We start from the raw sequence: 23,448 nt of genomic DNA, 5'->3' as shown, positions 1-23,448 counted from the left end.
GAAGTGAACCGAAGCATTCCTCGCTGCTTACTTCGTCCAACTCTTTGATTATCAAGGAGTTTTCCGTTTCGTCTGCGCCGGAAGTGGGGCGAATTATAGACAGATCCAGAGACGCGTCAAGCACTTATTTAAACTTTAGTGGGAACACTGCTGCTCTTAACCCGTCGACGCTGTATACGCTTAGCAATTGCGGGGATCCGCAGCACCAGAAGCAACGCGCCAATCGTTGCATAGACAGCCCACTCCTTCAGATCCGCCCGTACGATCCACAGCATATGCAGCAAACCCAGGCCCAAAATCAGGTAACTGAGCCGATGAAGTTTCTTCCAGCGCATTCCCAAACGGCGCTGGCTATAGCGATTGGACGTGACCGCCAGCGACAACAGCCCCAGGAAACCCAGCGCCCCGACAATAATGTAGGGCCGTTTGACCAGTTCTACGCCCAACTGCGCCCAGTCAAAGCCCAGGATAAAAAAGCCATAACCCAGCATGTGCAGCGACACATACGTGAAACACCACAGCCCCAATTGCCGGCGAACGGCGATCCATCCGGGCCAGCCCGTCGTGCGCTGCAATGGGGTCATCGCCAGCGTGATCAAAAGCAGGATCAACGTCCCCAAGCCCAAGCGATCAACTAGCACCTTTCCAGGATCAGGCCCCAAAGCAAAAATCCACGCCTGGTAGAGCCAATACAAGGGGACCAAAGCTGCTGCGACGAACACCGACACCCGCCAGTAGATGAAACGCATCAATAGTTTTTCCGTAGGTCCAGGCCTGTATAAAGAGAAGCAACCTGCTCCCCGTACCCGTTAAACATCTCGGTCTGGCGAATATTCGGGCTGAACAGCCCGCTGGGCAGACGCCGCTCGCGTGCCTGGGTCCAGCGTGGATGATCAACCGTCGGGTTCACATTGGCATAGAAACCGTACTCGCTTGCCGCAATGCTTTGCCAGGTCGTCTTCGGTTGCTCGCTTGTCAGACTGATGCGCACGATGGACTTCACGCTTTTAAAGCCATATTTCCAAGGCACCACCAGACGCAACGGCGCGCCGTTCTGATTGGGCAGTTCCCTTCCATACATGCCCACCGCCAGAATCGCGAGCGGGTTCATCGCCTCATCCAGACGAAGCCCTTCTACATAAGGCCAGTCGATCAACGCAAAGCCGGAGCGCTGGCCGGGCATGGTCTTCGGGTCCTGCAGCGTTTCAAACCGGATGTATTTGGCATTCGCCGTCGGTTCAACCTGCTTGAGCAGCTCGGAGATCGGGAAGCCCAGCCATGGAATCACCATCGACCACGCTTCTACGCAGCGCAGACGATAGATACGCTCTTCCAGCTGATAGGGCTTCATGAAGTCTTCGAGTGCGTAGCGGCCAGGCTTCGCCACTTCCCCGTCAATGACGACGCTCCACGGTTCGGTTTTCAGCGAGCCAGCGTTTTGCGCGGGATCACCCTTGTCGGTGCCGAACTCGTAGAAGTTGTTGTAGTGGGTCGCGTCCTTGAACGGCGTAATCGTCTCGTCCTTGACGGTAACGGCTTGCCACTTCGTTGAAGGTAACTTGCCTTTGAACCAGTCAGGGGCAGCGCCGGCTTCGACGTCGGTATAGCGCGAGGCTTCTTCGGCTTGCGCCCAGCGAGGCATTGCGCTGACGGCGAGCCCCGCAAGACTGCTTCCGAGCAATGCGCGACGCGAGAGATAAAAGGATTCGGGTGTGACATCCGACTCTTTGCAATCGGACGTAGAGGGGATCTTGATCAGCATGATGACTCCGCAGCTATGGAGAACTGAAGCATCTATAGCGGCGGAGTATGCGGGAAATAACGGTCGGCGAACTACCTCTGGCGACGTAGACGCAGCAGGTACTGGATAGGACCGGAAGCTGCATATCCAAGGAAAATTAGCAGCAGAATGCGCGGCGGATCACTGAACACCACAGCGAATACCAAAACGACGGCCAGAATCGCAACAAACGGCACCCGCCCTTTCAGATCCAGCTCTTTGAAGCTGTTGTACTTGATGTTGCTGACCATCAGCATGCCCGCTGCCGCGACCAATAGTGCAACCAGAAACGACAGTTTCGAACCCTGGATGCCGTAATCGCTGAACGCCCAGACGGTGCCCGCGACGACCCCTGCGGCGGCAGGACTTGCCAGGCCAATGAAGTAACGCTTGTCCGCCTTGCCCCCCTGGGTGTTGAACCGGGCCAGACGCAACGCTGCCCCCGCCACATAGATGAAGGCGACCATCCAGCCGACCTTGCCCATGTCACCCAGCGCCCAGCCAAACGCCAACAGCGCCGGCGCCACGCCAAAAGCGACCATATCGGACAGCGAGTCGTACTCTGCGCCGAATGCGCTCTGGGTGTTTGTCATCCGCGCAACACGGCCGTCCAGACCATCCAGGACCATGGCAACGAAGATGGCGATGGCGGAGAACGCGAAGTATTTGCTCGCGCTCGCCTGATCACCCGCGCTCAATGCACTCTGCGCACTCATGGCGCTGATGATTGCGTAGAAGCCGGCGAACAGGTTCGCAGTGGTGAACAGATTGGGTAGCAGGTATATCCCGCGATGGCGCACCTGGCGCCCCTCGTCGTCGTGACCCTCTTCAATGTGTTCATCAATCGGTAGCAGGCTTTCGGCGTCAGCAGCCTTGTTCGGCTCTTCGGGACGTTCGCTCATGGACAATACCTTGCAGCTGAAGAATTTCGACAAATGCTTGTGGCCCTTGGGCCGACAAACGATGCAGCTTTATACCAGATGAGCCCCCATAACGAAAAAACGCGACCCGAGGGCCGCGTTTTTTCCTGCAGGAACCTGATCGGGATCTTAGTTCTTGGCTTGGTCGACGATCTTGTTCTTCGCGATCCAAGGCATCATCGAGCGCAGTTGCTCACCGATGATTTCCAGGCCGTGCGCCTTGTTGTTACGACGCTTGGCGGTCATCGACGGGTAGCCGCTGGCGCCCTCGGCGATGAACATCTTGGCGTACTCGCCGTCCTGAATGCGCTTCAGAGCGTTGCGCATGGCCTGACGGGATTCGGCATTGATGACTTCCGGGCCGGTAACGTACTCGCCGTATTCAGCGTTGTTGGAGATCGAGTAGTTCATGTTGGCGATGCCGCCTTCGTACATGAGGTCGACGATCAGCTTCAGTTCGTGCAGGCACTCGAAGTAAGCCATTTCCGGCGCATAACCGGCTTCAACCAGGGTCTCGAACCCGGCTTTGACCAGTTCAACGGTACCGCCACACAGAACGGCTTGCTCGCCGAACAGGTCGGTTTCGGTTTCGTCCTTGAAGGTGGTTTCGATGATACCGGTACGGCCGCCGCCAACACCCGACGCGTACGACAGAGCGACGTTCTTGGCGTTGCCCGAGGCGTCCTGGTAAACGGCGATCAGGTCAGGGATGCCACCGCCTTTGACGAATTCTGTACGCACGGTGTGGCCTGGTGCTTTTGGCGCGATCATGATCACGTCGAGATCGGCACGAGGAACAACCTGGTTGTAGTGAATCGCGAAGCCGTGGGAGAAGGCCAGTGTTGCGCCCTTCTTGATGTTCGGCTCGATTTCGTTCTTGTACAGCTGGGACTGAAATTCGTCCGGGGTCAGGATCATGACCAGGTCTGCAGCGGCGACGGCGGAAGCCACGTCAGTCACTTTCAGGCCGTGAGCTTCAGCTTTGGCGACAGTACCCGAACCCTTGCGCAGGCCAACAGTGACATCAACGCCGGAGTCTTTCAGGTTGCACGCTTGAGCGTGGCCCTGAGAACCGTAACCGATGATGGCAACTTTTTTGCCCTGGATGATCGAAAGGTCGCAGTCTTTGTCGTAATAAACTTTCATGAAATTCCCCTGATAACTTGGCCGCAAGGCCATTTGCAAAATTAGGTTAGATGCTCAGCACTTTGTCGCCGCGGGCAATGCCCGTGACGCCGCTTCGTACGGTTTCCAGAATGGCAGTTGTGCCAATCGCCTGGATGAAGCTGTCCAGCTTGTCGCTTGTCCCGGTCAACTGCACGGTATAGACGCTGCTGGAGACGTCGACGATCTGGCCGCGGAAAATGTCGGTGGTGCGCTTGATCTCGGCACGCTGGGCGCCAGTGGCTTTCACCTTGATCAGCATCAGCTCGCGCTCGATGTGGGCGCTTTCCGACAGGTCGACCAGCTTGACCACTTCGACCAGCTTGTTGAGGTTCTTGGTGATTTGCTCGATCACTTCATCTTGGCCAACGGTGGTCAGCGTCAGACGCGACAGGGTCGGGTCCTCGGTTGGCGCCACTGTCAGGCTTTCGATGTTGTAGTTGCGCTGCGAAAACAGGCCGACCACACGAGACAGCGCACCCGGTTCGTTTTCCAGCAATAGCGAAATGATGTGGCGCATGGTTATGTCCGCTCCGTCTTGCTCAGCCACATGTCACGCATGGACCCATCTCTGATCTGCATCGGATAGACGTGCTCGCCGACATCGACCTTGATATCGAGGAACACCAGCCGATCTTTCATGGCGAACGCTTCTTCCATCTTCGGCTTCAGGTCCTTGAGATCGGTGATGCGCATGCCGACGTGCCCGTAAGCCTCGACCAGCTTCACGAAGTCAGGCAGCGACTCCATGTAGGAATGCGAGTGACGACCGCTGTAGCTCATGTCCTGCCACTGACGGACCATGCCGAGCACGCCGTTGTTGAGCAGGATGATCTTCACCGGCAGGTTGTACTGCAGACAGGTCGACAGCTCCTGAATGTTCATCTGAATGCTGCCTTCGCCGGTGACGCAGGCGACATTGTCATTCGGGAAACTCAGCGCAACACCCATCGCGGCCGGCAGGCCGAAGCCCATGGTGCCGAGGCCGCCGGAGTTGATCCAGCGATTGGGTTTGTTGAAGCGGTAGTACTGAGCCGCGAACATCTGGTGCTGCCCCACATCGGAGGTGACGTAGGCATCGCCTTTGGTCACTTCGCACAGCGTCTCGATTACAGTCTGCGGCTTGATGACGCTTCCGTCGCCACGGTTGTACGGGAACAGGTCACCGCCGGCGCGCCATTCTTCGATCTGCTTCCACCACGTCGCGACCGACTCCTTGTTAGGGGTTTCGGCGAGCTCTTTGAGGGTCGCAACCATCTCGGTCAGCACGCTCTCGACCGGCCCGACGATTGGCACGTCGGCCTTGATGGTCTTGGAGATGGACGCCGGGTCGATGTCGACGTGAATGATTTTGGCGTTCGGGCAGAATTTCGCCGGCCCGTTGATCACGCGATCGTCGAACCGCGCGCCCACCGCAAGAATCACATCGGCGTGATGCATTGCCAGGTTGGCGGTGTAGCTGCCATGCATGCCCAGCATGCCGACGAACTGGCGATCGGTGCCTGGATAAGCACCCAGACCCATCAACGTGTTGGTGACCGGAGCGTTCAATTGCTGCGCCAGTTCGGTCAATGGCGCCGAACCGTTGCCCATGATCACTCCGCCGCCTGCATAGATGACCGGGCGCTTGGCCGCGACCAGCATTTCCACGGCCTTGCGGATCTGGCCGGAATGGCCGCGGACCGCCGGGCTGTAGGAGCGCAGCTTGGCTTTCTTGGGGAAGATGTATTCGAACTTCTCTGCCGGGTTGGTCATGTCTTTCGGGATATCGACGACGACAGGACCAGGACGACCGGATTGGGCCAGGTAGAACGCCTTCTTCAGGACTTCCGGGATCTCCGACGGGTGTTTGATCATGAAGCTGTGCTTCACGATTGGCCGGGAGATACCGATCATGTCGGTTTCCTGGAACGCGTCGGTACCAACCATGTTGCTCGGGACCTGACCGGACAGCACCACCATTGGAATCGAATCCATGTAGGCGGTCGCGATACCGGTGATGGCATTGGTTGCGCCGGGACCCGAAGTCACCAGCACAACGCCTGCCTTGCCGGTGGCGCGGGCGTAACCGTCAGCCATGTGAGTCGCGGCCTGTTCGTGACGAACAAGGATATGGCTCACAGCCGGTTCTTTGAACAGCGCGTCGTATATATGCAGGAGGGCACCGCCAGGGTACCCGTAGATGTGCTCTACGCCTTCGTCACGCAAAAAGCGGACGACCATTTCAGCGCCAGATAAAAGCTCCACGTTGTTCACCTCTAAAACGCCAGAATACCGTCCACACAAGCGAGGAGACGGGTCTTAATAGGTTTACTGCAAAGCAGAGCATGAGCGACGGTGGTCGCCGACTACGTCAGCACTGACTGAGCAAGTATTGGGATTGCCCCTTAAGTGTTTCGGGGTCTTCCCACCCAGCGCGAGGTAACGCGTTGCGGGTGTTACGGGTCGGCGCGGGTGTGCGCCTCATGATCTACCGAGACGGTCTGCTTCTGGCAGTCCCTCTACAGCGAACTTTGGATTGTTCGGATTCGCCCCTCTCAAGTCAAGTCATCGATGCGCTTTCTTCGTCCACTGCCCGCCAAAAGGCACCGAATGAGGTCGCAGCGCGCCGCTTGTGATAGGTTTCCGGCCATTGCCACAGAAGTAAGGAACCGGGAATGCGCTGGATGATTCTTGCAGCGACGCTGACACTGGCCGTCGCCCCGGCGGTCGGCCAGGCCGCGCAGATATACAAATGGGTGGACGCTCAGGGCGTCACGCATTTCGACGCCCAGCCGCCTGCCGGGCAGACAGCACAGGAAATCAATACAGGGAGCCCCGTCTCCGCCCCACCTGCCCCGCCCCCGCAGAACCAGGAGGGAGCACGGGAGCAGGAGGCGGTCGATGCCAAGGTCAGAAAACAGGTTGCCGCTCAGGAAGCCAAGCGCAAAGAAGCGTGCGACGAACAGCGAACCAACCTTGCCCAACTGCAGAACAACCCTCGGGTACGGCAGGAGGTGAATGGCGAGTTCAGGCGTTTCACGGAAGAAGAGCGGCAGGCCCGCATCGTCGAGGTCAAGCAGTACCTCGACGATCAATGCAACTGAGGGTCAGACCGCCTCGGTAATCAACCGGTCGAAGTCTTTCAGCAGCGCCAGCAAGTTGCGTGCTTCGCGGATACGGCTGGCGTATACCATCTCCGCCATTTCCAGAATGCCGGATGCCGTGGGCAACGGCATATCCTGCTCAAGGATGATCTTCATGCGTGGCAGGAAGATCCATTGCAGCCACTGATCAAAATCCAGCGTGTCGACGCAGAAGGGTTCACGGCTTGACAGCGACTCGTCGCTGGGCGGCACTTCCTTCCACCATCCCAGGACTCGCAATTCGCGCTCGATCAACAGCAATTGGTCAGCGATTTTCGGAAAGCGTTTATCCATTGGCTTTCTGCCGCGCCAACGCTGCACCGGCGGCGTCACCCTGCTTTTCCCGCGATTGGGCAATCAGGCCCCAAAGACTGGCTTGAAGGCTCGCGCGACCGTTGGCGTAGGTCAGAGCACGACGGGCCAATTGCTCAGCCTGAGGCGCATCGCCCTGGGCCAGACGCACTTGCGCCAGACGGTAGAGGACCTGGGGCTCACGGGGGGCAACACGTTGAGCACGCTCAAGGCTCGATGATGCGCCGTTGAGATCGCCACCGGACTGCTGCTGCTGAGCGGTGGTGAGCAACGCCAGCACCGGCCCATCCAGTTGCTCGTCTTCTGACAACCCGCCGCTGGACGCAGACGGAATGCCAGTCGGCGCCGAGGCCGGCATGTTGTAGGTATTGCTGGTCGCTGGCGGCGGTGTGTACGTATTGTTCACTGGGGCCTGATTAACCGGCGCAGTGCTGATCGGCGCCGTAGCGGGTGGCACGAACGTCGAAATAGGCGCACCACTGGCGTTGGCGCCGCCGGGTACCATGACCGTGACACCAGAATCTTCCTGAATCGTCTGCGACTGCGCGGGTGCCTGTACCGGCGCGCGATAGGTGTTGCTGCGAGTAGACGAAACGCGCTCGCCGTTTGAAACGCGTGACCCTGAATCGACCACCGGAATCGCACTGCGCGTCTGGGACGCGCAACCGTTGAGCAAAGCCAGAGCCGTTACAGCCGGAATCCACCACTTGTTCACGTCACATCCTCTTTGCTTAATTCAACCAGGCTTAGTTCAACCAGCCCTTGACCCAGTCCATCACCGAATCGGCAGGCGCTGCTGCCCCACCGCAGGTCGGGCCGGGTTGCGGCTCACTGCCGCGAATATACGGCATCTGTACGGCGTTCGGGCAGCTGGCGTCGGTGCCTTCGCCGGTACTGGCATTGACCCAGGCCTGCACGACGTTATCAGGCATCGCCATGTCCAGCGGCAGCGGATCGGCTTTCTTCATGAAGCTGGTCCAGATCTGCAGTGCGCCGGTAGCCCCAGTGAACGGCGTCTTGCCGTTGTCGTCGCGGCCCATCCAGACGATCGCCAGCAAGTCCTGGCTGAAGCCGGCAAACCAGCTGTCGCGCGAGTCATTGGTGGTGCCTGACTTGCCCGCCAGATTCAGGGTGCTCGGCAGCACGTTGTACACCGATTTACCCGTACCCTCGCGCATCACCCGCTGCATGGCGTTCTGCAGTAAATAGATCGAACCCGGGTCGAAACGTTGCTGAATCTGGAACGGGTAGCGCTTGAGCGGCTCCCCTTCGGCGGTCAGTACGCTGCGAATCCCGCGCAACGGCGTGTTGAAGCCGCCGCTGGCGATGGTCTGGTACATCGTCGCCACTTCGATCGGCGTCAGCGCACCAGCCCCCAGGAGCATCGACGGGAACGCCGGCCACTCGCGAGTGACGCCCAGCTTGGTCAGGGTTTTGAAGACATTCGGAATGCCCAGGTCCAGACCCAGCTTAGCGCTGGACAGGTTGTAGGAATGCGCCAGGCCCTGATACAGGAAAATGTTGCCGTGGGCTTTGTGATCGTAGTTCTGGGGCTTCCAGATCTGGCCGTCGGCGCCTTTCACCTGAAAAGGCTCGTCGGGAATCCAGCTGGTCAGCGAGTACTGCTGCGGACGCTCGAGAGCGGTCAGATAGATGGCCGGCTTGACCAACGACCCGATCGGCCGAACGGCATCCAGCGCCCGGTTGAAACCCGCGAAGCCTGCCTGGCGGCTGCCGATCAGCGCCTGGACTTCGCCGGTCTCCGGATTGGTCACGACCATGGCCGTTTCCATCTCGTCCGCGCCTTTGCGGCCGGAAATCTTGGCGAAGCTTTCGCGCACGGCAGCTTCGGATTTCATCTGCAGAATAGGGTCGAAACTGGTGAAGATCCGCAGGCCCTCTTCGGTCAAGTCCTCGTCGCGGTAGTCCTGACGGAGCTGGCGTTTGACGAGATCAAGGAAGTCCGGGAACGAGCTGTCGGCCAGCGATCCGACTTTGCTCACGCCAAGCGGCATCTTCTTCGCAGCCGCAACCACTTCGGGGGTGGCGACACCCTGTTGTTCAAGCAGATCGAGGACCAGATTGCGACGCTCCAGCGCACGCTCGGGATTGCGGCGCGGGTTGTAATACGAAGGCCCCTTGACCAGACCGACCAGCAAGGCGACCTGATGCAGCTTCAACTCCGACAGCGGCTGACTGAAGAAATACTGACTCGCCAGACCAAAGCCGTGGACCGCGCGCTGGCCGTCCTGCCCCACGAACACTTCGTTGAGGTAGGCCTCGAGAATCTCCTGCTTGCTGTAATGAATCTCCAGCAGAACTGCCATCATCGCTTCGGTCAGCTTGCGGGTGATGCTGCGCTCGTTGGTCAGGTAGAAGTTCTTGACCAGTTGCTGAGTCAGCGTCGATCCGCCCTGGCGCATCTGGCCAGCGGAAGCGTTGATCCAGAAAGCTCGCAGGATCCCCTTCGGCGATACGCCGAAGTGATGGTAGAAATCCCGATCTTCGACGGTGACGAGCGTGTCGAGCAAATAAGGCGGCGCCTGATCGAGCTTGATCAGAATCCGGTCTTCGAGATTCTTCGGGTACAAGCCGCCGATCATCAGGGGCTCAAGCCGCGCGACAGCAAGCTTGGCGCCATTGGCGGCGCTCAGTTCCGCGACGTAATCGCCGGAGAAGCGCACATGGATCTGCTGAGCCGGATCAGCGCCTTCATAGAACTGGAAGCCGCGGGTGTTGAGATCGACAGTGTTGCCGTTGACCGCGGCAGCGCCCGGCCCGTTGGCCACACCTTCACGACGATAGCCCAGCGCATCGAGCTCCAGAAGGAAGTCATCGCGTGAAAGCTTCTGGCCGACGAACAGCTCCAGTGGCCGTGCATAGACCTTGGCCGGAATGGTCCAGCGCTTGCCGGAGAATTTTTCCTGGACGATGGAATCCAGGTAAACGGCGAAGCAGCCAAGGATCACCAGCCCGACAAGACTGAGTTTCAGGGCCCAGCCCAACAGGCTGCGCAGGCGGCTGTTGGTGGGTTTGGGGGATTTTTTCGGGGTGCGGGATCGGGTCATGGCGGCGGATTATACGCACTTTCAAAGCCCCCGACAGACCGCCCTTTAAGCGGTTTGCAGCAATGGCTCCAGCGGCCATAATGGCCGCCTTTCGCTACTTCTCTATCGCCTTATCACCTTTCAAGGATCGTCCGTGAGCCAGACACTGATAGCCGCGCTGCAAAACCCCGCCCTGTTTCCTCACCCGGTCGAACAGTTTCAGGTCATCGAGACGCATATTTCCTGGGTGCTCCTCACCGGCCAGTACGTCTACAAGATGAAGAAGCCGGTCAATTTCGGTTTTCTGGACTTCACCCACCTGCCGGCGCGCCAGCATTTCTGTGAGCAGGAGCTGATGCTGAACCAGCGCCTGACGGACGATCTGTACCTGGAAGTGCTGCCTGTTACCGGCAGCATCGACGCTCCGCAGCTGAATGGTGAAGGTGAAGCGATCGAGTACGTGCTGAAAATGCGCCAGTTCCCGCAGGACGGCTTGCTCAGCACCTTGCAAGCCAAAGGCGAACTGACCGCTGCGCAGATCGACGACATGGCGCGGCAGATCGCCGAGTTTCATCTCAAGTCACCCAAAGTGCCGATGGAAAACCCACTTGGCAGCGCCGACAGCGTCATGGCGCCGGTCACACAGAATTTCGAACAGATTCTGCCCTTCCTCAGCGAAAAATCTGACCTCATCCAGCTGGAAGCGCTGGAAGCCTGGGCCAACTCCAGTTTCGAGCGCCTCAAGCCATTGATGAACCGGCGCAAGCTCGACGGATTTGTCCGCGAGTGCCATGGCGACATCCACTTGGGCAATGCAACGCTGATCGATGGCAAGGTGGTGATTTTCGACTGCATCGAGTTCAACGAGCCCTTCCGCATGACAGATGTCTATGCCGACATCGGCTTCCTGGCCATGGACCTTGAGGATCGCGGCCTGAAAAGCCTTTCCCGTCGATTCGTCAGTCAGTACCTCGAACTGACCGGCGACTATGCGGGACTTCAGCTTCTCAATTTCTACAAGGCCTACCGGGCACTGGTCCGCGCCAAAGTGGCGCTGTTTAGCCTGAATGCCGACGCCGATCAGGTGCAACGGGCCGCGACACTGCGCCAGTATCGCAATTACGCCAACCTGGCCGAGAGCTATAGCGCGATTCCGTCGAATTTTCTGGCCATCACCCATGGCGTTTCCGCGGTCGGCAAAAGTCAGGTTGCGATGCGCCTGGTCGAAGCTCTGGGGGCGATCCGTCTGCGTTCAGATGTCGAGCGCAAGCGTGCGTTCGCCGACCATGAAGATCTGTATTCCGCCGACGTCAGCGCGGCTACTTATCAGCGTCTGAATGAGCTGGCGGGTGTCGTGCTCCGCGCAGGCTTGCCGGTGGTCATCGATGCAACCTATTTGAAGCTCCCGCAGCGTCAGGCGACTGCGCAGATTGCCGAGGCAATGGGCGTTCCTTTTCTGATCGTTGACTGCGCCGCGCCAAAAGCGGTTATCGAGGGTTGGCTGGCGCAACGTCGGGCACAAAATGATGATCCTTCGGACGCAACCATGGAAGTCATTGAAGCGCAGCTGGCCAGTCGCGAGGCGCTGACCGCTGATGAAATATTGCGCAGCCGCCACGTCGAGACCAACGTCAGTGGTGATCTGGACAAACTGGTCGCCGACATTCGTCAGCATCTGCCGGGGCTCTGATAGCCCGCATCCGCCAGCGGTCGAGTCGTGATGGATAACGCTTCACGGCTCGACGTAGGTGGCATTATAGTGGCGTCAGAATACCAACAATGGAGACGTCAAATGAACCAGCCCAAACAGCTCGACTCGCCTCTGTTCGCACTGTTGCGAAAAGACGATGTGACCGCCTTCAACCTCGAACGCCCTAAGCAGGGCCCTGTTGATCTGTCTGGAGGCGATTTCCGCGGCCTGGATCTGCGTGAGATCGACGCAGACCGCATCGACTTCACTGATGCTTACTTCAGGTCGGCGGACTTGCGCGGCGTTGACTTCCGGACGAGCCAACTTGAAGGTGCAAGCATCGCCCATGCACAGATATCCGGGGCGTACTTCCCGCCAGAGCTGAGTGCTGACGAGATTCTTATGTCAGTCAATTTCGGTACTCGCCTGCGCTATCGCACCCGCTAAGCCTCGCTCTAACCTCTCGCCCTGCATGCGCCGCCATGTCGGGCCTGCCCTCGCCTGCTTATCCAATCCAACCTGATCCTACCGTTCGGCGGCGTACGCCGCGTTCGAGTGGTAACACTCTGCAGATTGATTCGGCGTCGTCTACGCTAAACGGCATGGTTCGCCTTTTCAGTTTATGTCGAGCCTATGGAGAAGTTATTACATGGAACCACAGGATGGGTTTGCACATGGATGACGAATTGTTGGGCATGAAGAACCTGGGGAGGACCTCGGTTCAATGGCTTCACGCTGCGGGTATTCACACGATTGCTGATCTGCGGCGACTCGGCGCGATTCAGGCTTACCGGGCCGTTCAGGTCAGGGGATTCCGGGCCTCCAAAGCGCTGCTCTACTCACTGGAAGGCGCGTTGTCAGATCGCCCTTGGGCCGAGCTGCCCCAAGCGCACAAAGATTCCATGAACACTGAACTGAAGAACGCCAGTTCTGGGCTAATCCGGGAACGCCACATTCCATAAGCAAAATAGTCTGCAGAACACTGTTGACTTACAAATGAGAATCACTATGATTATCACATCCGGTCGCGAGACTGGTCGATAACCTGAAAGGCTCCTTGGTTCGGACTCTCAGATTATCTCCTCATCAGGCTAATCACGGTTTTTGACCCGGCTCTTTGCCGGGTCTTTTTTTTGCCCGGGATTCAGGCCCCTACTCCCAAGTGGCCCAACAAATCATCCAGCAGGCTGGTCGCCCCGAGCCGCAGTCTCCCCTGCTCAAGCCAGCGTGGGCCAAATCGTGCCTTGACCAGATCCATGTGAACCCGCGCTTCCTTGAGCGTCCGTACATTCCCGGAGACGTTGATGCCCACATGCGCGCCTGACTCGGCGATGGCCGCAATCAAAATCCGGCTGGCCTGGGGTGTCGCGTTGAGGACCTGTTTCCCAGTACTGGTTTTCAGAAAGTTGGCGCCCTCCTGAATTGCCACACAGCTTGCGCCGTGAATGACCTGCGGATCACGCAGCACGCCGGTTTCCAGCGTGACGGTCAATGCGGCACGACCGCATCTGGCTTTACAGGCGTTAATGATGTCCGCGCCAATCTGTCTGTCCCCGCCAAGCAGCGCATGGAAAGGATAGACCAGATCGATTTCGTCGGCACCCGCGAGAATTGCCGCCTGGGTTTCCGACTCGGCCGAGCTGACAGAAGGCGAACCGCTCGGAAAGTTAACCGCAGCCACGACGCTGACCTCCCGCGCATGCAGGCTGTCGAGGGTGCGCCGCGCCAGTCCTGCGAATCGGGGCATTACACAGACGGCGGCAACATGCCCCACAGGTGTCAGGGCTCGATGACACAACGCAATGATCTTTTCCGGCGTGTCATCGGCATTCAACGAAGCCAATTCCATCAGGCCTATAGCCAGTTGCGCCAATGACGCATCGACCGCATGCACGTCAATCGCTTCGTTTAAGTCGTTCATTACACATCCTCGATACCTTGGCTTGAGGCGACGATAATCGAGAACGGCTGTGCCTGAACGGTCACAAAGACGCAAAAGAGCAGGCCTACGTGATTACAAGAATTGTCCGAAGGACATTGCCCGCACAGGCAATGGAAACGGGGCTGCTGCATCGATAAAGGCAGCTGATGCACATCGACACGAGCCCATTCAGCGAGCGATCACCAGCGGATGCCCACGCTCGGGATGAGGCTGCACCAGAACATCCAGACCGAACACCGACTTCAGCGCCTCAGGCGTGAGCACGTGCTCTGGTGTGCCGGATAGATGTGCGCGCCCTTGCGCCAGCAGCAACAGCTGATCGCAGTAACGGGCTGCCAGGTTCAAGTCATGCAGGATCACCATCACCGCGCCGCCACGGTCGGCGAAGGCACGAACGGCCAACAGCGTGGTGTGCTGATGCAGCGGGTCGAGCGCCGACGTGGGCTCGTCCAGCAAGAGAATCTGGCCCTCCTCGCCCGGCCACACCTGCGCCAGCACTCGTGCCAGGTGCACCCGCTGACGCTCGCCGCCCGACAGCGTCAGATAGCTGCGACCGAGCAGGTGAAGCCCATCGGCCGCCGCAAGGGCGTGCTGGATGATCTCTCCGTCACATTGCTGACCGCTGTCATGGGGCAAGCGGCCCATCGCAACCACTTCCTCGACCTTGAACGCGAAATCCAATGTCGAGCTCTGCGGCAGTACCGCCAGCCGACGCGCCCGTTCGTGGCCGCGCCATTGATTCAGGGGAATGTCGTCCAGCACCACGTGACCGTGAGTCGGGGCAAGCTCGCCGCACAGGGCAGCCATCAGCGAACTTTTGCCGGCCCCGTTGGGCCCCAGCACGCCGAGCATCTGACCGGGCGCCAACGCCAAGTCGATGTTGGCGACCACCTGTTTGCCATCGCGCACGATGCCGAGGTTATTAGCGATCAACATCAGCGACGGCCTCGAACCAGCAGGAAAAGAAAAAACGGCGCGCCAAGGAACACGGTGAGAATTCCGATTGGCAGCTCCGCCGGCGCCATCACCAATCGGGCGAAGATGTCTGCGACGAGCAGCAGTGTTGCCCCTGCCAGCGCTGAGGCGGGAAGGACAACGCGGTGGTCCGGCCCGGTCAGCAGTCGCACCAGGTGCGGCACGATCAGGCCGATGAAGCCGATCAGCCCCGCCGCTGCGACGGCAGCCCCGACGCCAAGGGCGATGCACAGAATCAGCTCACGCTTGAGGCGTTCGACCTCAATGCCCAGATGGCGCGCTTCCGATTCTCCAAGCAGAAGCGCGTTGAGCGCCTTGGCTCGGCGCGGCAGCCAGAGGATCACCGCCACGCAAACCAGCAAAAGAGGCCAGAGCCGGGCGTAACTGGCACCATTAAGTGTGCCCAGATTCCAGAACGTCAGCGTCCGCAGACTGGCGTCGTCGGCCATATACGTGAGCAGGCCGATGACTGAGCCGGCCAGCGCCGTCATCGCTACACCCGCCAGCAGCATGGTGCTGACGCTGGTTCGGCCATCGCGGCGTCCCAGCCGATAGACGATTGCGGTCACGCCAAGCCCACCGGCAAATGCGCAGACTGACAGCAAATACGGCTGGAACGGCTCAGGTAAACCGCCCAGCGATGCTCCGGCAACGATGGCCACCGCCGCGCCCAATGCCGCGCCACTGGAAACCCCGACCAGACCGGGGTCGGCGAGGGGATTGCGAAACAAAGCCTGCATCGCCACGCCCGACAAGGCCAGCACAGCCCCCACCGCCAGCCCGAGCAACGTACGGGGCAAGCGGATCTGGCCCACGATCAGCTCCGCCTGCTGCAAGTTGTCCTCCGCCACGGGCACGCCCATCAGATGAAGAACCGCGCGCAAAGTATCCATCATCGGCAGGCTGACAGGCCCGAGCGCGAGGGACAGCCACATCGCCAGCAAACAGGCCAGGCTCAGCGCGATCAGTTGAGAGGTGAAGCGCATAAAAAGGTGCGTCCCCTATAAAGGAAGGCGCAGTCGATCACCTCAAGGCGCGACTGGCTGGATTTCGTTCATCGACTGGCGGGTTCGACTGCTGGCAGAATGCGCAGCCTGCCAGGGCCAGGAATTTGATGATTATTTGCATTTGAGCGTCAAGCGCCAAGGAGACCATGCTGAAATACCTGTGCGACAGCGCTGCGCTGATGGAAGGCAAAAGCCTCGGGTTCGAGGTTGATGAACTCAGGATTCTGGCCGTCCGGCGAGCGGGTCAAGTGTATGTGTACGCCAATCGGTGCCCCCATCGCGGGGTGGCGCTGGAATGGCAGGCCGATGAGTTTCTCGATGCCAGCGCCAGTCTGATCCAGTGCGCCACTCACGGTGCCCTGTTCCTCATCGAAAGCGGCGAGTGTGTAGCCGGCCCCTGCGAGGGCAAGTCCCTCAGGGCTATCGCCTGCGACGAGGACGCTCAGGGCATCTGGATCAACCCGGTGGCAGCGGACTGAGCGGGCGCGTCTGGGTGAGGTGAATCTCAAGACGCCGATCAATGCGCACCTCGTCAGGGGTGAGCGCCACGCCATACGCAAGGACTTCAACCCCCGCCGCATTTGCGTCAAGTAAGGCAGCAGCATAGGCCGCGTCGATTTCGGCAGCGGGCCGCACGGCATCAATGCCTGTCAGATTCACGCAATACAGCAACACCGCACGCACGCCTTCCCGGGCCAGGGCCGCCAGTTCGCGCAGGTGCTTCGCGCCGCGTTGAGTGACCGCGTCGGGAAACGCAGCGACACGGCTGTCATCAAAGCCCAACGTCACGCTTTTGACTTCCAGGTACAGCGGGCCCTCTGGATAATCCAGCCGGAAGTCGACGCGGCTGTTTTCCTGACCGTAGGCAACTTCGCGCTTGAGCGCCGTAAACCCCGCCAATTCCGTGATTACGCCGGCCAGAAGTGCTTCTTCCACCAGCCTGTTGGCGCGCGCAGTGTTAACGCAGGCGAGCCGACCCTGTGGGGTTTCGGTGATTTCCCAGGTGCCTGGCAGCTTGCGCTTGGGGTCATTGGACCTGCTGAACCAGACGCGGCCCCCCGGCATCATGCAATTGAACATGGAGCCCGTGTTGGGGCAGTGAATCGTCAGCAGTTCACCGCTGGCGGTCTCGATGTCGGCGAGGAAACGCTTGTAGCGCTGAATCAGCCGGCCTTCTTCAAGGGGAGGAGAGAAACGCATCAGCCTTGCCAGCTCCGAAGACCACGGCCTATACGCTCGACCGCTTCCTGAAGGCGAGGCAGGCTTTGGGTGTAGGCGAAGCGCACATGGTGGCCGGCGCGGTACCGACCGAAATCCAGCCCGGGTGTGAACGCCACGTGCTCGGTTTCCAGAAAGTGATGGCAGAACGCGAACGCGTCGCCGCCGAACGCGCTGATGTCTGCGTATAGATAGAAGGCGCCCTCGGGTTCCACGGCAATGGTAAAGCCCAGTTCGCGCAGCGCCGGAAGCAGGAAATCGCGACGTCGGGCGAACTCGGCACGACGTTGCTCGAGGATCTCCAGGGTCTGTGGCTCGAAACAGGCAAGTGCCGCACTTTGCGCCATGCTCGGCGCGCTGATGTAAAGATTCTGCGCCAGCTTTTCCAGATCACCGACCGCCGCCTCTGGCGCAACCAGCCAACCGAGTCGCCAACCGGTCATACCGAAATACTTGGAAAAACTATTCAGCACGAAGGCATCGTTGTCGACTTCCAGCACGCTGCTCGCGTCGGTGCCGTAGGTCAGACCGTGATAGATCTCGTCAACCACGAGGTGGCCATCCCGCGCCTTGAGCGACGCCGAAAGCGCGGCGAGTTCGTCCCGGTGCAGCAAGGTCCCGGTCGGGTTGGCCGGGGAAGCCACCAGCGCACCGACGCTGTCCTCGTTCCAGTATTGGGCGACCAGATCGCCCGTCAGTTGATAACGCACGTCCGGGCCCACGGGCACCAACTGCGCGGCGCCCTCCACCAGGCGCAGAAAATGCCGGTTGCACGGGTAACCCGGATCGGCCAGGAGCCAGTGTTTGCCGGGATCGACCAGCAGACTCGCCGCCAGCAGCAACGCACCGGAACCGCCCGGCGTAATCAGGATCCGGCCCGGATCGACATTCACGCCGTAACGCTGCGCGTAAAAGCCCGCAATCGCCTCGCGCAATTCCGGCAGACCACGGGCCGCCGTGTAACGGGTCTTGCCAGCGGCCAACGCCGCCTGACCGGCCTTGATGATCGGCTCGGCCGTGGTGAAATCCGGCTCGCCGATCTCCAGGTGGATAACGTCATGCCCGGCCGCTTGCAGTTCATTCGCCCGCGCCAGCAGCGCCATGACATGAAAGGGTTCTATGGCGCGGCTGCGCGCACTGTAGGGCTGTGGCATGGGCCTTCCTTTGGTGAGGGGTGGCGAGACAAGTGGCCGATTCTACTCATCCGCCCGAGTGGGCTACAGCGTTTATCCGCCTTGACGGCAGTGACTTGCAGCCGACAGTCCGGAAAACCCGGGGCTTGCGGGCGCAGGGACTAAACTCGACGCGCTGCAAAATAGATAAAACCGGGGGCTCAGCCTGTGGTCATAGTCCACGTGCGTGTTGCAGGCCATCCTCGACAACCGGGAGTAGCGCGCTCCGATTCGATCTGGTAAGTTCGCCCGCTTGCAGCCGCAGGGCCGGCAGGTGTCGGCGATGGATCTTAACCTGTGTAATGGCTTAGAAGAGTGAGAGGCGGTCCGTTCATGCCCACCGAAGAAAAGCAAAAGAGCACCCCGGCAATCAGTGGTTTCGAACCTTACGTTGCGACGAAGGGTGAGGAATACATGGGCGACCCCATGCGCAAGCACTTCACCAAGATCCTGTCCAAGTGGAAACAGGAGTTGATGGTAGAAGTTGACCGCACGGTTGTTCACATGAAGGACGAGGCGGCTAACTTCCCTGACCCTGCCGACCGTGCAAGCCAGGAAGAAGAATTCGCACTGGAACTGCGCGCCCGTGATCGTGAGCGCAAGTTGATCAAGAAGATCGACAAGACGCTGCAGCTGATTCAGGACAAGGAATACGGCTGGTGCGAATCGTGCGGCGTCGAGATCGGTATCAAGCGCCTTGAAGCCCGCCCAACGGCCGATATGTGCGTTGACTGCAAAAGTCTCGCTGAAATCAAGGAAAAACAGGTCGGTAAATGATCCTGTTGATCCAGTAAAAAAGGACGCCTCGGCGTCCTTTTTCGTTTGTCTGAAGACCGACCGGGCACCCGACGGCGTGGGCTGGAAAGCGCCCTACCGGGGCGTAGCGCTTTCCCACACGCCATGACATGTCCTCCGGTATTTCGTACGTTTTATTTCCAGTACCATCAGCGCCCATGAAAACCCCTTCTTATATAGGGCGCTTTGCGCCAACCCCCAGCGGTTATCTGCACTTCGGTTCTCTGGTAGCAGCCCTGGCCTCCTATCTGGACGCCCGCTCGGTCGGCGGAAAATGGCTGATGCGCATGGAAGATCTCGACCCTCCCCGCGAGGTCCCGGGTGCCCAGGCGGGAATACTCCACACCCTCGAAGCCTACGGATTCGAATGGGACGGCGAACTGGTCAGGCAAAGCGACCGGCACGAGGCTTACCAGGCAATCATCCATCGGTGGTTCAGCCAGGGCCTCGCTTACGCGTGCACCTGTTCGCGCAAGCAACTGGAAGGCTACAACGGCATTTATCCGGGTTTTTGCCGTAATGCGGGCCACCCACCCGAGGATGCGGCCATCCGGATTCGGGTGCCTGAGCTGGAATACCGTTTCGAAGACCGGGTACAGGGGGAGTTTCGTCAACATCTGGGGCGCGATTCGGGAGATTTCATCATTCGTCGCCGGGACGGGTTTTACGCCTATCAACTGGCGGTTGTCCTCGACGACGGCTGGCAAGGAGTGACCGACATCGTACGCGGCGCAGATCTGCTCGATTCCACGCCACGTCAGCTATACCTGCAAGAACTGCTGGGCCTGCCGCAGCCGCGCTACCTTCATGTACCGCTGATCACCCAGCCCGATGGCCATAAGCTGGGTAAGTCCTACCGATCGCCGCCACTGCCGCCGGACCAGGCCACGCCGTTGCTGCTCCGGGGGCTGCGTGCCCTGGGGCAAAAGACGCCGGCTGAACTGGATGACGCTACACCCCGAGAGGTACTGGATTGGGCCGTTGCCCACTGGAACGCCGATTCGATACCCCGCCTAGGTGCTATCGAGGAAGCTCGAATAGACTGAGCTCGGGCCACCGATTCATGTTGAGGGAGCACAAAGCTGGCGGAAACGTCGCTTGCAGCCCCATCGCCATCCGTTACCATGCCGCTCCGTCATCGTCTGGTCAGTCAACCTGGGAGGCCAAATGTACATTTATCGATTGGTCCTGCTGCTGGTGGTGGGCATCTATCTGTTCTCCCCCGCCATCATGGACTGGTGGATCGACGCCACGGGCGCCTGGTACAGACCCTACATGCTGTGGCTGATCCTGATCGTCGTGACCTTCATTCTGCAGAGCCAACGAGATGCCGATGAGCTTTAGCCTGACCCAGATGATTCTGGTCAGTGCCGCCTACCTGACGTTGCTGTTCGGCGTTGCCTGGGTCAGTGAACGTGGCCTGATCCCGCGCTGGATCATTCGTCACCCGTTGACCTACACGCTGTCACTTGGCGTCTACGCCAGTGCGTGGGCGTTTTACGGCACGGTGGGGCTGGCTTACGAATACGGCTACGGTTTTCTGTCGAGTTATCTGGGGGTGTCCGGCGCTTTCCTGCTCGCCCCCGTCCTGCTTTACCCCATTCTCAAGATCACCCGCACCTACCAGCTCTCATCACTGGCTGACCTGTTTGCGTTCCGCTTTCGCAGCACCTGGGCGGGCGCGCTGACGACCATCTTCATGCTGATCGGCGTCTTGCCATTGCTGGCACTGCAAATCCAGGCCGTGGCCGACTCCATCGGCATTCTCACCCGGGAACCGGTGCGCAACTACGTGGCCTTTGCGTTCTGCGCGCTCATCACGCTGTTCACCATCTTCTTCGGCTCGCGTCACATCGCCACCCGGGAAAAACACGAAGGGCTGGTGTTCGCCATCGCCTTCGAGTCGGTCATCAAACTGGTCGCCATCGGCGGCATCGGTCTGTACGCCCTGTACGGCGTGTTCGATGGACCGCAGAGCCTGGAGCAATGGCTGCTGCAAAACCAGAGCGCACTGGCGGCGTTGCACACACCCCTGCAGGAAGGCCCATGGCGGACGCTGTTGCTGGTGTTCTTCGCCTCAGCCATCGTGATGCCGCACATGTATCACATGACCTTCACTGAAAACCTCAACCCCCGCTCGCTGGTCAGCGCCAGTTGGGGTCTGCCCCTGTTTCTGCTGCTGATGAGTCTGGCGGTACCCCTGGTGCTGTGGGCGGGGTTGAAACTGGGCGCCACCACCAGCCCTGAATATTTCACCCTGGGCATTGGCATCGCCGCGCACAGCAAGACCTTGGCGTTGCTCGGCTATATCGGGGGACTTTCCGCAGCGAGCGGACTGATCATCGTCACCACGCTAGCGTTGTCCGGCATGGCGCTGAACCACCTGGTGCTGCCGCTTTACCAGCCGCCAGCCGAAGGCAATATCTATCGCTGGCTGAAGTGGACACGGCGCGGCCTGATTGTCGCGATCATCATGGCCGGCTTTGGCTTCTATCTGTTGCTCGGCGCCAAGCAGAATCTGGCGAATCTGGGCATCGTCGCCTTCGTGGCAACATTGCAATTTCTACCCGGCGTGCTGTCGGTGCTGTACTGGCCGGCCGCCAACCGACGCGGTTTCATGGCGGGGCTCATCGCAGGCATCGCGGTCTGGACCATCAGCATGTTGCTGCCGCTGATCGGCGACTTCCAGGGGTTCTACATCCCGCTGCTGAACATGATTTACGTGCTGGATGACACCAGCTGGCACATGGCGGCCATCGCTTCTCTGGCGGCCAACGTGCTGGTGTTCACCCTGATTTCACTGTTCAGCAATCCCAGCCCCGAAGAGGCAAGTGCGGCCGAGGCCTGCGCGGTAGACAACGTTCGCCGCCCACAGCGTCGCGAACTGCACGCCGCCTCCCCCCAGGAGTTCGCCACCCAACTGGCCAAACCCCTGGGCGCGAAGGCTGCGCAGAAGGAAGTCGAACAGGCGCTGCGGGATCTTTATCTGCCATTCGACGAGCGCCGCCCTTATGCGCTGCGGCGTTTGCGCGACCGTATCGAGGCCAACCTCTCCGGGCTGATGGGGCCGAGTGTTGCGCAGGACATGGTCGAGACGTTTCTGCCGTACAAATCCGGCAGTGAGAACTACGTCACCGAGGACATCCACTTCATCGAAAGCCGCCTCGAGGATTACCACTCCCGCCTCACCGGCCTGGCGGCAGAACTCGACGCCCTGCGCCGTTATCACCGCCAGACCCTGCAAGAACTGCCGATGGGTGTGTGCTCCCTGGCCAAGGATCAGGAGATCCTGATGTGGAACAAGGCCATGGAAGAGCTGACCGGCATCGGCGCTCAGCGCGTCGTCGGGTCACGGCTCGAGACCATCGTCGATCCCTGGAAGCAGCTGCTGCTGGGTTTCATCAACGTTCCTGACGAACACTTGCACAAGCAGCGCCTGGGCCTCGACGGTCAGACTCGCTGGCTCAACCTGCACAAGGCGGCCATCGACGAGCCGCTCGCGCCGGGTAACAGCGGGCTGGTGATTCTGGTGGAAGACCTGACCGATACCCAGATGCTCGAGGACAAACTCGTGCACTCCGAGCGGCTTGCGAGCATTGGTCGACTGGCTGCCGGCGTTGCCCACGAAATCGGCAACCCGATCACCGGCATCGCCTGCCTGGCGCAGAACCTGCGCGAAGAACGCGAAGAAGACAGTGAGCTGACGGAAATCAGCAGCCAGATTATCGAACAGACCAAGCGCGTCTCCCGCATCGTGCAGTCACTGATGAGCTTCGCCCACGCCGGTGGGCATCAACACGCCGACGAGCCCGTGTGCCTGGCGGAGGTGGCGCAGGATGCCATTGGTCTGCTGGCGCTGAACCGGCGCAATTTCGAAGTGCAGTTCTATAACCTCTGCAACCCCAACCACTGGGTGGACGGCGATCCACAACGTCTTGCACAGGTGTTGATCAATCTGCTGTCCAACGCCCGCGACGCATCACCCGCCGGCAGTGCAGTGCGCGTGAAAAGCGAGGCCTCCGAACACACGGTCGATCTGATCGTCGAAGACGAAGGCAGCGGCATTCCGAAAGCCATCATGGACCGCTTGTTCGAACCTTTCTTCACCACCAAGGATCCGGGCGAAGGAACAGGACTGGGCCTCGCGCTGGTCTATTCCATCGTTGAAGAGCATTATGGACAAATCACCATCGACAGCCCGGCTGACCCCGAGCACCAACGCGGAACCCGGATTAGGGTGACCTTACCGCGACATGTCGAAGCGACGTCCGCCGTGAACTGAGACCGTCGAGAGAACCGAA

Annotated in this window: 23 protein-coding genes; 9 read left to right on the top strand and 14 right to left on the bottom strand. The window is 59.9% G+C overall.

Annotated features, from left to right (window positions below; genetic code table 11):
- Positions 1–128: 128 nt before the first annotated feature.
- The 6 genes from msrQ to SLW74_RS27105 all read right to left on the bottom strand — a co-directional run bounded on the left by msrQ (position 129) and on the right by SLW74_RS27105 (position 6,111).
- Positions 129–749, bottom strand: coding sequence for a protein-methionine-sulfoxide reductase heme-binding subunit MsrQ (msrQ, locus tag SLW74_RS27130; protein WP_065988277.1), 621 nt, complete (start codon positions 747–749; stop codon positions 129–131).
- Positions 749–1,762, bottom strand: coding sequence for a protein-methionine-sulfoxide reductase catalytic subunit MsrP (gene msrP, locus SLW74_RS27125; RefSeq protein WP_065988278.1), 1,014 nt, complete (start codon positions 1,760–1,762; stop codon positions 749–751). The genes msrQ and msrP overlap by 1 nt, the downstream gene beginning before the upstream one ends.
- A 71-nt stretch (positions 1,763–1,833) precedes the next feature.
- Entirely contained in the window at positions 1,834–2,682 is an 849-nt protein-coding gene (pssA, locus tag SLW74_RS27120) for a CDP-diacylglycerol--serine O-phosphatidyltransferase (protein ID WP_410930681.1), read from the bottom strand.
- Between the two features lie 147 nt (positions 2,683–2,829).
- On the bottom strand, positions 2,830–3,846 hold the full coding sequence (gene ilvC / locus SLW74_RS27115; protein WP_065988280.1) for a ketol-acid reductoisomerase: 1,017 nt from the start codon (positions 3,844–3,846) through the stop codon (positions 2,830–2,832).
- 46 nt (positions 3,847–3,892) lie between these two features.
- Complete coding sequence (gene ilvN / locus SLW74_RS27110; RefSeq protein ID WP_065988281.1) at positions 3,893–4,384, bottom strand: acetolactate synthase small subunit; 492 nt, start codon at positions 4,382–4,384, stop codon at positions 3,893–3,895.
- Between the two features lie 2 nt (positions 4,385–4,386).
- A complete protein-coding gene (locus SLW74_RS27105; RefSeq protein ID WP_192135969.1) occupies positions 4,387–6,111 on the bottom strand; it encodes an acetolactate synthase 3 large subunit in 1,725 nt (574 codons plus the stop codon).
- A gap of 410 nt (positions 6,112–6,521) precedes the next feature.
- Here SLW74_RS27105 and SLW74_RS27100 point away from each other — a divergent pair, with 410 nt between their 5' ends.
- Positions 6,522–6,950, top strand: coding sequence for a DUF4124 domain-containing protein (locus tag SLW74_RS27100; RefSeq protein ID WP_065988282.1), 429 nt, complete (start codon positions 6,522–6,524; stop codon positions 6,948–6,950).
- Positions 6,951–6,953: 3 nt separating this feature from the next.
- On the opposite strand, the gene SLW74_RS27095 is transcribed toward SLW74_RS27100, so the two are convergent.
- The 3 genes from SLW74_RS27095 to mrcB are packed head-to-tail and all read right to left on the bottom strand — an operon-like array spanning position 6,954 to position 10,369.
- Positions 6,954–7,283 (bottom strand): YqcC family protein, encoded by a 330-nt coding sequence (locus tag SLW74_RS27095; RefSeq protein ID WP_065988283.1) that lies wholly within the window; start codon positions 7,281–7,283, stop codon positions 6,954–6,956.
- Positions 7,276–8,016 (bottom strand): tetratricopeptide repeat protein, encoded by a 741-nt coding sequence (locus SLW74_RS27090; RefSeq protein WP_065988284.1) that lies wholly within the window; start codon positions 8,014–8,016, stop codon positions 7,276–7,278. Before SLW74_RS27090 ends, SLW74_RS27095 begins: the two co-directional genes overlap by 8 nt.
- Positions 8,017–8,047: 31 nt before the next feature.
- Positions 8,048–10,369 carry a penicillin-binding protein 1B gene (mrcB, locus tag SLW74_RS27085; RefSeq protein ID WP_410930680.1) on the bottom strand — a complete coding sequence of 774 codons (2,322 nt, stop codon included), beginning with the start codon at positions 10,367–10,369 and terminating at the stop codon, positions 8,048–8,050.
- A gap of 133 nt (positions 10,370–10,502) precedes the next feature.
- Here mrcB and SLW74_RS27080 point away from each other — a divergent pair, with 133 nt between their 5' ends.
- The 3 genes from SLW74_RS27080 (at position 10,503) to SLW74_RS27070 (ending at position 13,000) form a co-directional block, all read left to right on the top strand.
- Positions 10,503–12,038 (top strand): bifunctional aminoglycoside phosphotransferase/ATP-binding protein, encoded by a 1,536-nt coding sequence (locus SLW74_RS27080; protein WP_410930679.1) that lies wholly within the window; start codon positions 10,503–10,505, stop codon positions 12,036–12,038.
- 102 nt (positions 12,039–12,140) lie between these two features.
- On the top strand, positions 12,141–12,485 hold the full coding sequence (locus SLW74_RS27075) for a pentapeptide repeat-containing protein (protein ID WP_065988287.1): 345 nt from the start codon (positions 12,141–12,143) through the stop codon (positions 12,483–12,485).
- Between the two features lie 227 nt (positions 12,486–12,712).
- On the top strand, positions 12,713–13,000 hold the full coding sequence (locus tag SLW74_RS27070; protein WP_410930678.1) for a TfoX/Sxy family protein: 288 nt from the start codon (positions 12,713–12,715) through the stop codon (positions 12,998–13,000).
- A gap of 182 nt (positions 13,001–13,182) precedes the next feature.
- On the opposite strand, the gene deoC is transcribed toward SLW74_RS27070, so the two are convergent.
- The 3 genes from deoC to SLW74_RS27055 all read right to left on the bottom strand — a co-directional run bounded on the left by deoC (position 13,183) and on the right by SLW74_RS27055 (position 15,899).
- Positions 13,183–13,959: a deoxyribose-phosphate aldolase gene (gene deoC / locus SLW74_RS27065; RefSeq protein WP_192135962.1), complete on the bottom strand. Its 777-nt coding sequence runs from the start codon at positions 13,957–13,959 to the stop codon at positions 13,183–13,185.
- Positions 13,960–14,148: 189 nt separating this feature from the next.
- Positions 14,149–14,916, bottom strand: coding sequence for a heme ABC transporter ATP-binding protein (locus tag SLW74_RS27060; protein WP_410930677.1), 768 nt, complete (start codon positions 14,914–14,916; stop codon positions 14,149–14,151).
- Positions 14,916–15,899, bottom strand: coding sequence for a FecCD family ABC transporter permease (locus tag SLW74_RS27055; RefSeq protein WP_410930682.1), 984 nt, complete (start codon positions 15,897–15,899; stop codon positions 14,916–14,918). Before SLW74_RS27055 ends, SLW74_RS27060 begins: the two co-directional genes overlap by 1 nt.
- A 212-nt stretch (positions 15,900–16,111) precedes the next feature.
- Between SLW74_RS27055 and SLW74_RS27050 the strand changes: the two genes are divergently transcribed.
- Positions 16,112–16,441: a Rieske (2Fe-2S) protein gene (locus SLW74_RS27050; RefSeq protein WP_065988468.1), complete on the top strand. Its 330-nt coding sequence runs from the start codon at positions 16,112–16,114 to the stop codon at positions 16,439–16,441.
- Here the strand turns inward: SLW74_RS27050 and sfsA are convergent.
- Complete coding sequence (gene sfsA / locus SLW74_RS27045) at positions 16,419–17,162, bottom strand: DNA/RNA nuclease SfsA (RefSeq protein WP_065988291.1); 744 nt, start codon at positions 17,160–17,162, stop codon at positions 16,419–16,421. The two genes, SLW74_RS27050 and sfsA, sit on opposite strands and share 23 nt — an antisense overlap.
- The gene (locus SLW74_RS27040) at positions 17,162–18,334 is read right to left on the bottom strand and encodes a pyridoxal phosphate-dependent aminotransferase (RefSeq protein WP_192135958.1); all 1,173 of its coding nucleotides are present in this window, start codon (positions 18,332–18,334) and stop codon (positions 17,162–17,164) included. Before SLW74_RS27040 ends, sfsA begins: the two co-directional genes overlap by 1 nt.
- Positions 18,335–18,685: 351 nt before the next feature.
- On the opposite strand from SLW74_RS27040, the gene dksA reads away from it, so the two are divergent.
- The 4 genes from dksA to SLW74_RS27020 all read left to right on the top strand — a co-directional run bounded on the left by dksA (position 18,686) and on the right by SLW74_RS27020 (position 23,429).
- Positions 18,686–19,129 carry an RNA polymerase-binding protein DksA gene (gene dksA, locus SLW74_RS27035; protein WP_065988293.1) on the top strand — a complete coding sequence of 148 codons (444 nt, stop codon included), beginning with the start codon at positions 18,686–18,688 and terminating at the stop codon, positions 19,127–19,129.
- Between the two features lie 176 nt (positions 19,130–19,305).
- Complete coding sequence (gene gluQRS, locus SLW74_RS27030; RefSeq protein WP_369320122.1) at positions 19,306–20,193, top strand: tRNA glutamyl-Q(34) synthetase GluQRS; 888 nt, start codon at positions 19,306–19,308, stop codon at positions 20,191–20,193.
- 121 nt (positions 20,194–20,314) lie between these two features.
- Entirely contained in the window at positions 20,315–20,491 is a 177-nt protein-coding gene (locus tag SLW74_RS27025) for a hypothetical protein (RefSeq protein WP_002552060.1), read from the top strand.
- Complete coding sequence (locus SLW74_RS27020) at positions 20,475–23,429, top strand: sensor histidine kinase (RefSeq protein WP_192135956.1); 2,955 nt, start codon at positions 20,475–20,477, stop codon at positions 23,427–23,429. The genes SLW74_RS27025 and SLW74_RS27020 overlap by 17 nt, the downstream gene beginning before the upstream one ends.
- The last annotated feature ends 19 nt before the right edge of the window (positions 23,430–23,448 follow it).

The sequence above is a fragment of the Pseudomonas sp. W5-36 genome (genome assembly GCF_046540455.1).
Classification (GTDB): Bacteria; Pseudomonadota; Gammaproteobacteria; order Pseudomonadales; family Pseudomonadaceae; genus Aquipseudomonas; species Aquipseudomonas graminis_B.
Note: the sequence above shows the minus strand (reverse complement) of the source record. Positions and strands in the feature narration are given on the sequence as shown.

Coding starts and splice junctions, on each gene's coding strand:
- msrQ (WP_065988277.1), bottom strand. CDS start 749: ATGCGTTTCATCTACTGGCGGGTGTCGGTGTTCGTCGCAGCAGCTTTG.
- msrP (WP_065988278.1), bottom strand. CDS start 1,762: ATGCTGATCAAGATCCCCTCTACGTCCGATTGCAAAGAGTCGGATGTC.
- pssA (WP_410930681.1), bottom strand. CDS start 2,682: ATGAGCGAACGTCCCGAAGAGCCGAACAAGGCTGCTGACGCCGAAAGC.
- ilvC (WP_065988280.1), bottom strand. CDS start 3,846: ATGAAAGTTTATTACGACAAAGACTGCGACCTTTCGATCATCCAGGGC.
- ilvN (WP_065988281.1), bottom strand. CDS start 4,384: ATGCGCCACATCATTTCGCTATTGCTGGAAAACGAACCGGGTGCGCTG.
- SLW74_RS27100 (WP_065988282.1), top strand. CDS start 6,522: ATGCGCTGGATGATTCTTGCAGCGACGCTGACACTGGCCGTCGCCCCG.
- SLW74_RS27095 (WP_065988283.1), bottom strand. CDS start 7,283: ATGGATAAACGCTTTCCGAAAATCGCTGACCAATTGCTGTTGATCGAG.
- mrcB (WP_410930680.1), bottom strand. CDS start 10,369: ATGACCCGATCCCGCACCCCGAAAAAATCCCCCAAACCCACCAACAGC.
- SLW74_RS27075 (WP_065988287.1), top strand. CDS start 12,141: ATGAACCAGCCCAAACAGCTCGACTCGCCTCTGTTCGCACTGTTGCGA.
- SLW74_RS27070 (WP_410930678.1), top strand. CDS start 12,713: ATGGATGACGAATTGTTGGGCATGAAGAACCTGGGGAGGACCTCGGTT.
- deoC (WP_192135962.1), bottom strand. CDS start 13,959: ATGAACGACTTAAACGAAGCGATTGACGTGCATGCGGTCGATGCGTCA.
- SLW74_RS27060 (WP_410930677.1), bottom strand. CDS start 14,916: ATGTTGATCGCTAATAACCTCGGCATCGTGCGCGATGGCAAACAGGTG.
- sfsA (WP_065988291.1), bottom strand. CDS start 17,162: ATGCGTTTCTCTCCTCCCCTTGAAGAAGGCCGGCTGATTCAGCGCTAC.
- SLW74_RS27040 (WP_192135958.1), bottom strand. CDS start 18,334: ATGCCACAGCCCTACAGTGCGCGCAGCCGCGCCATAGAACCCTTTCAT.
- dksA (WP_065988293.1), top strand. CDS start 18,686: ATGCCCACCGAAGAAAAGCAAAAGAGCACCCCGGCAATCAGTGGTTTC.
- gluQRS (WP_369320122.1), top strand. CDS start 19,306: ATGAAAACCCCTTCTTATATAGGGCGCTTTGCGCCAACCCCCAGCGGT.
- SLW74_RS27025 (WP_002552060.1), top strand. CDS start 20,315: ATGTACATTTATCGATTGGTCCTGCTGCTGGTGGTGGGCATCTATCTG.
- SLW74_RS27020 (WP_192135956.1), top strand. CDS start 20,475: ATGCCGATGAGCTTTAGCCTGACCCAGATGATTCTGGTCAGTGCCGCC.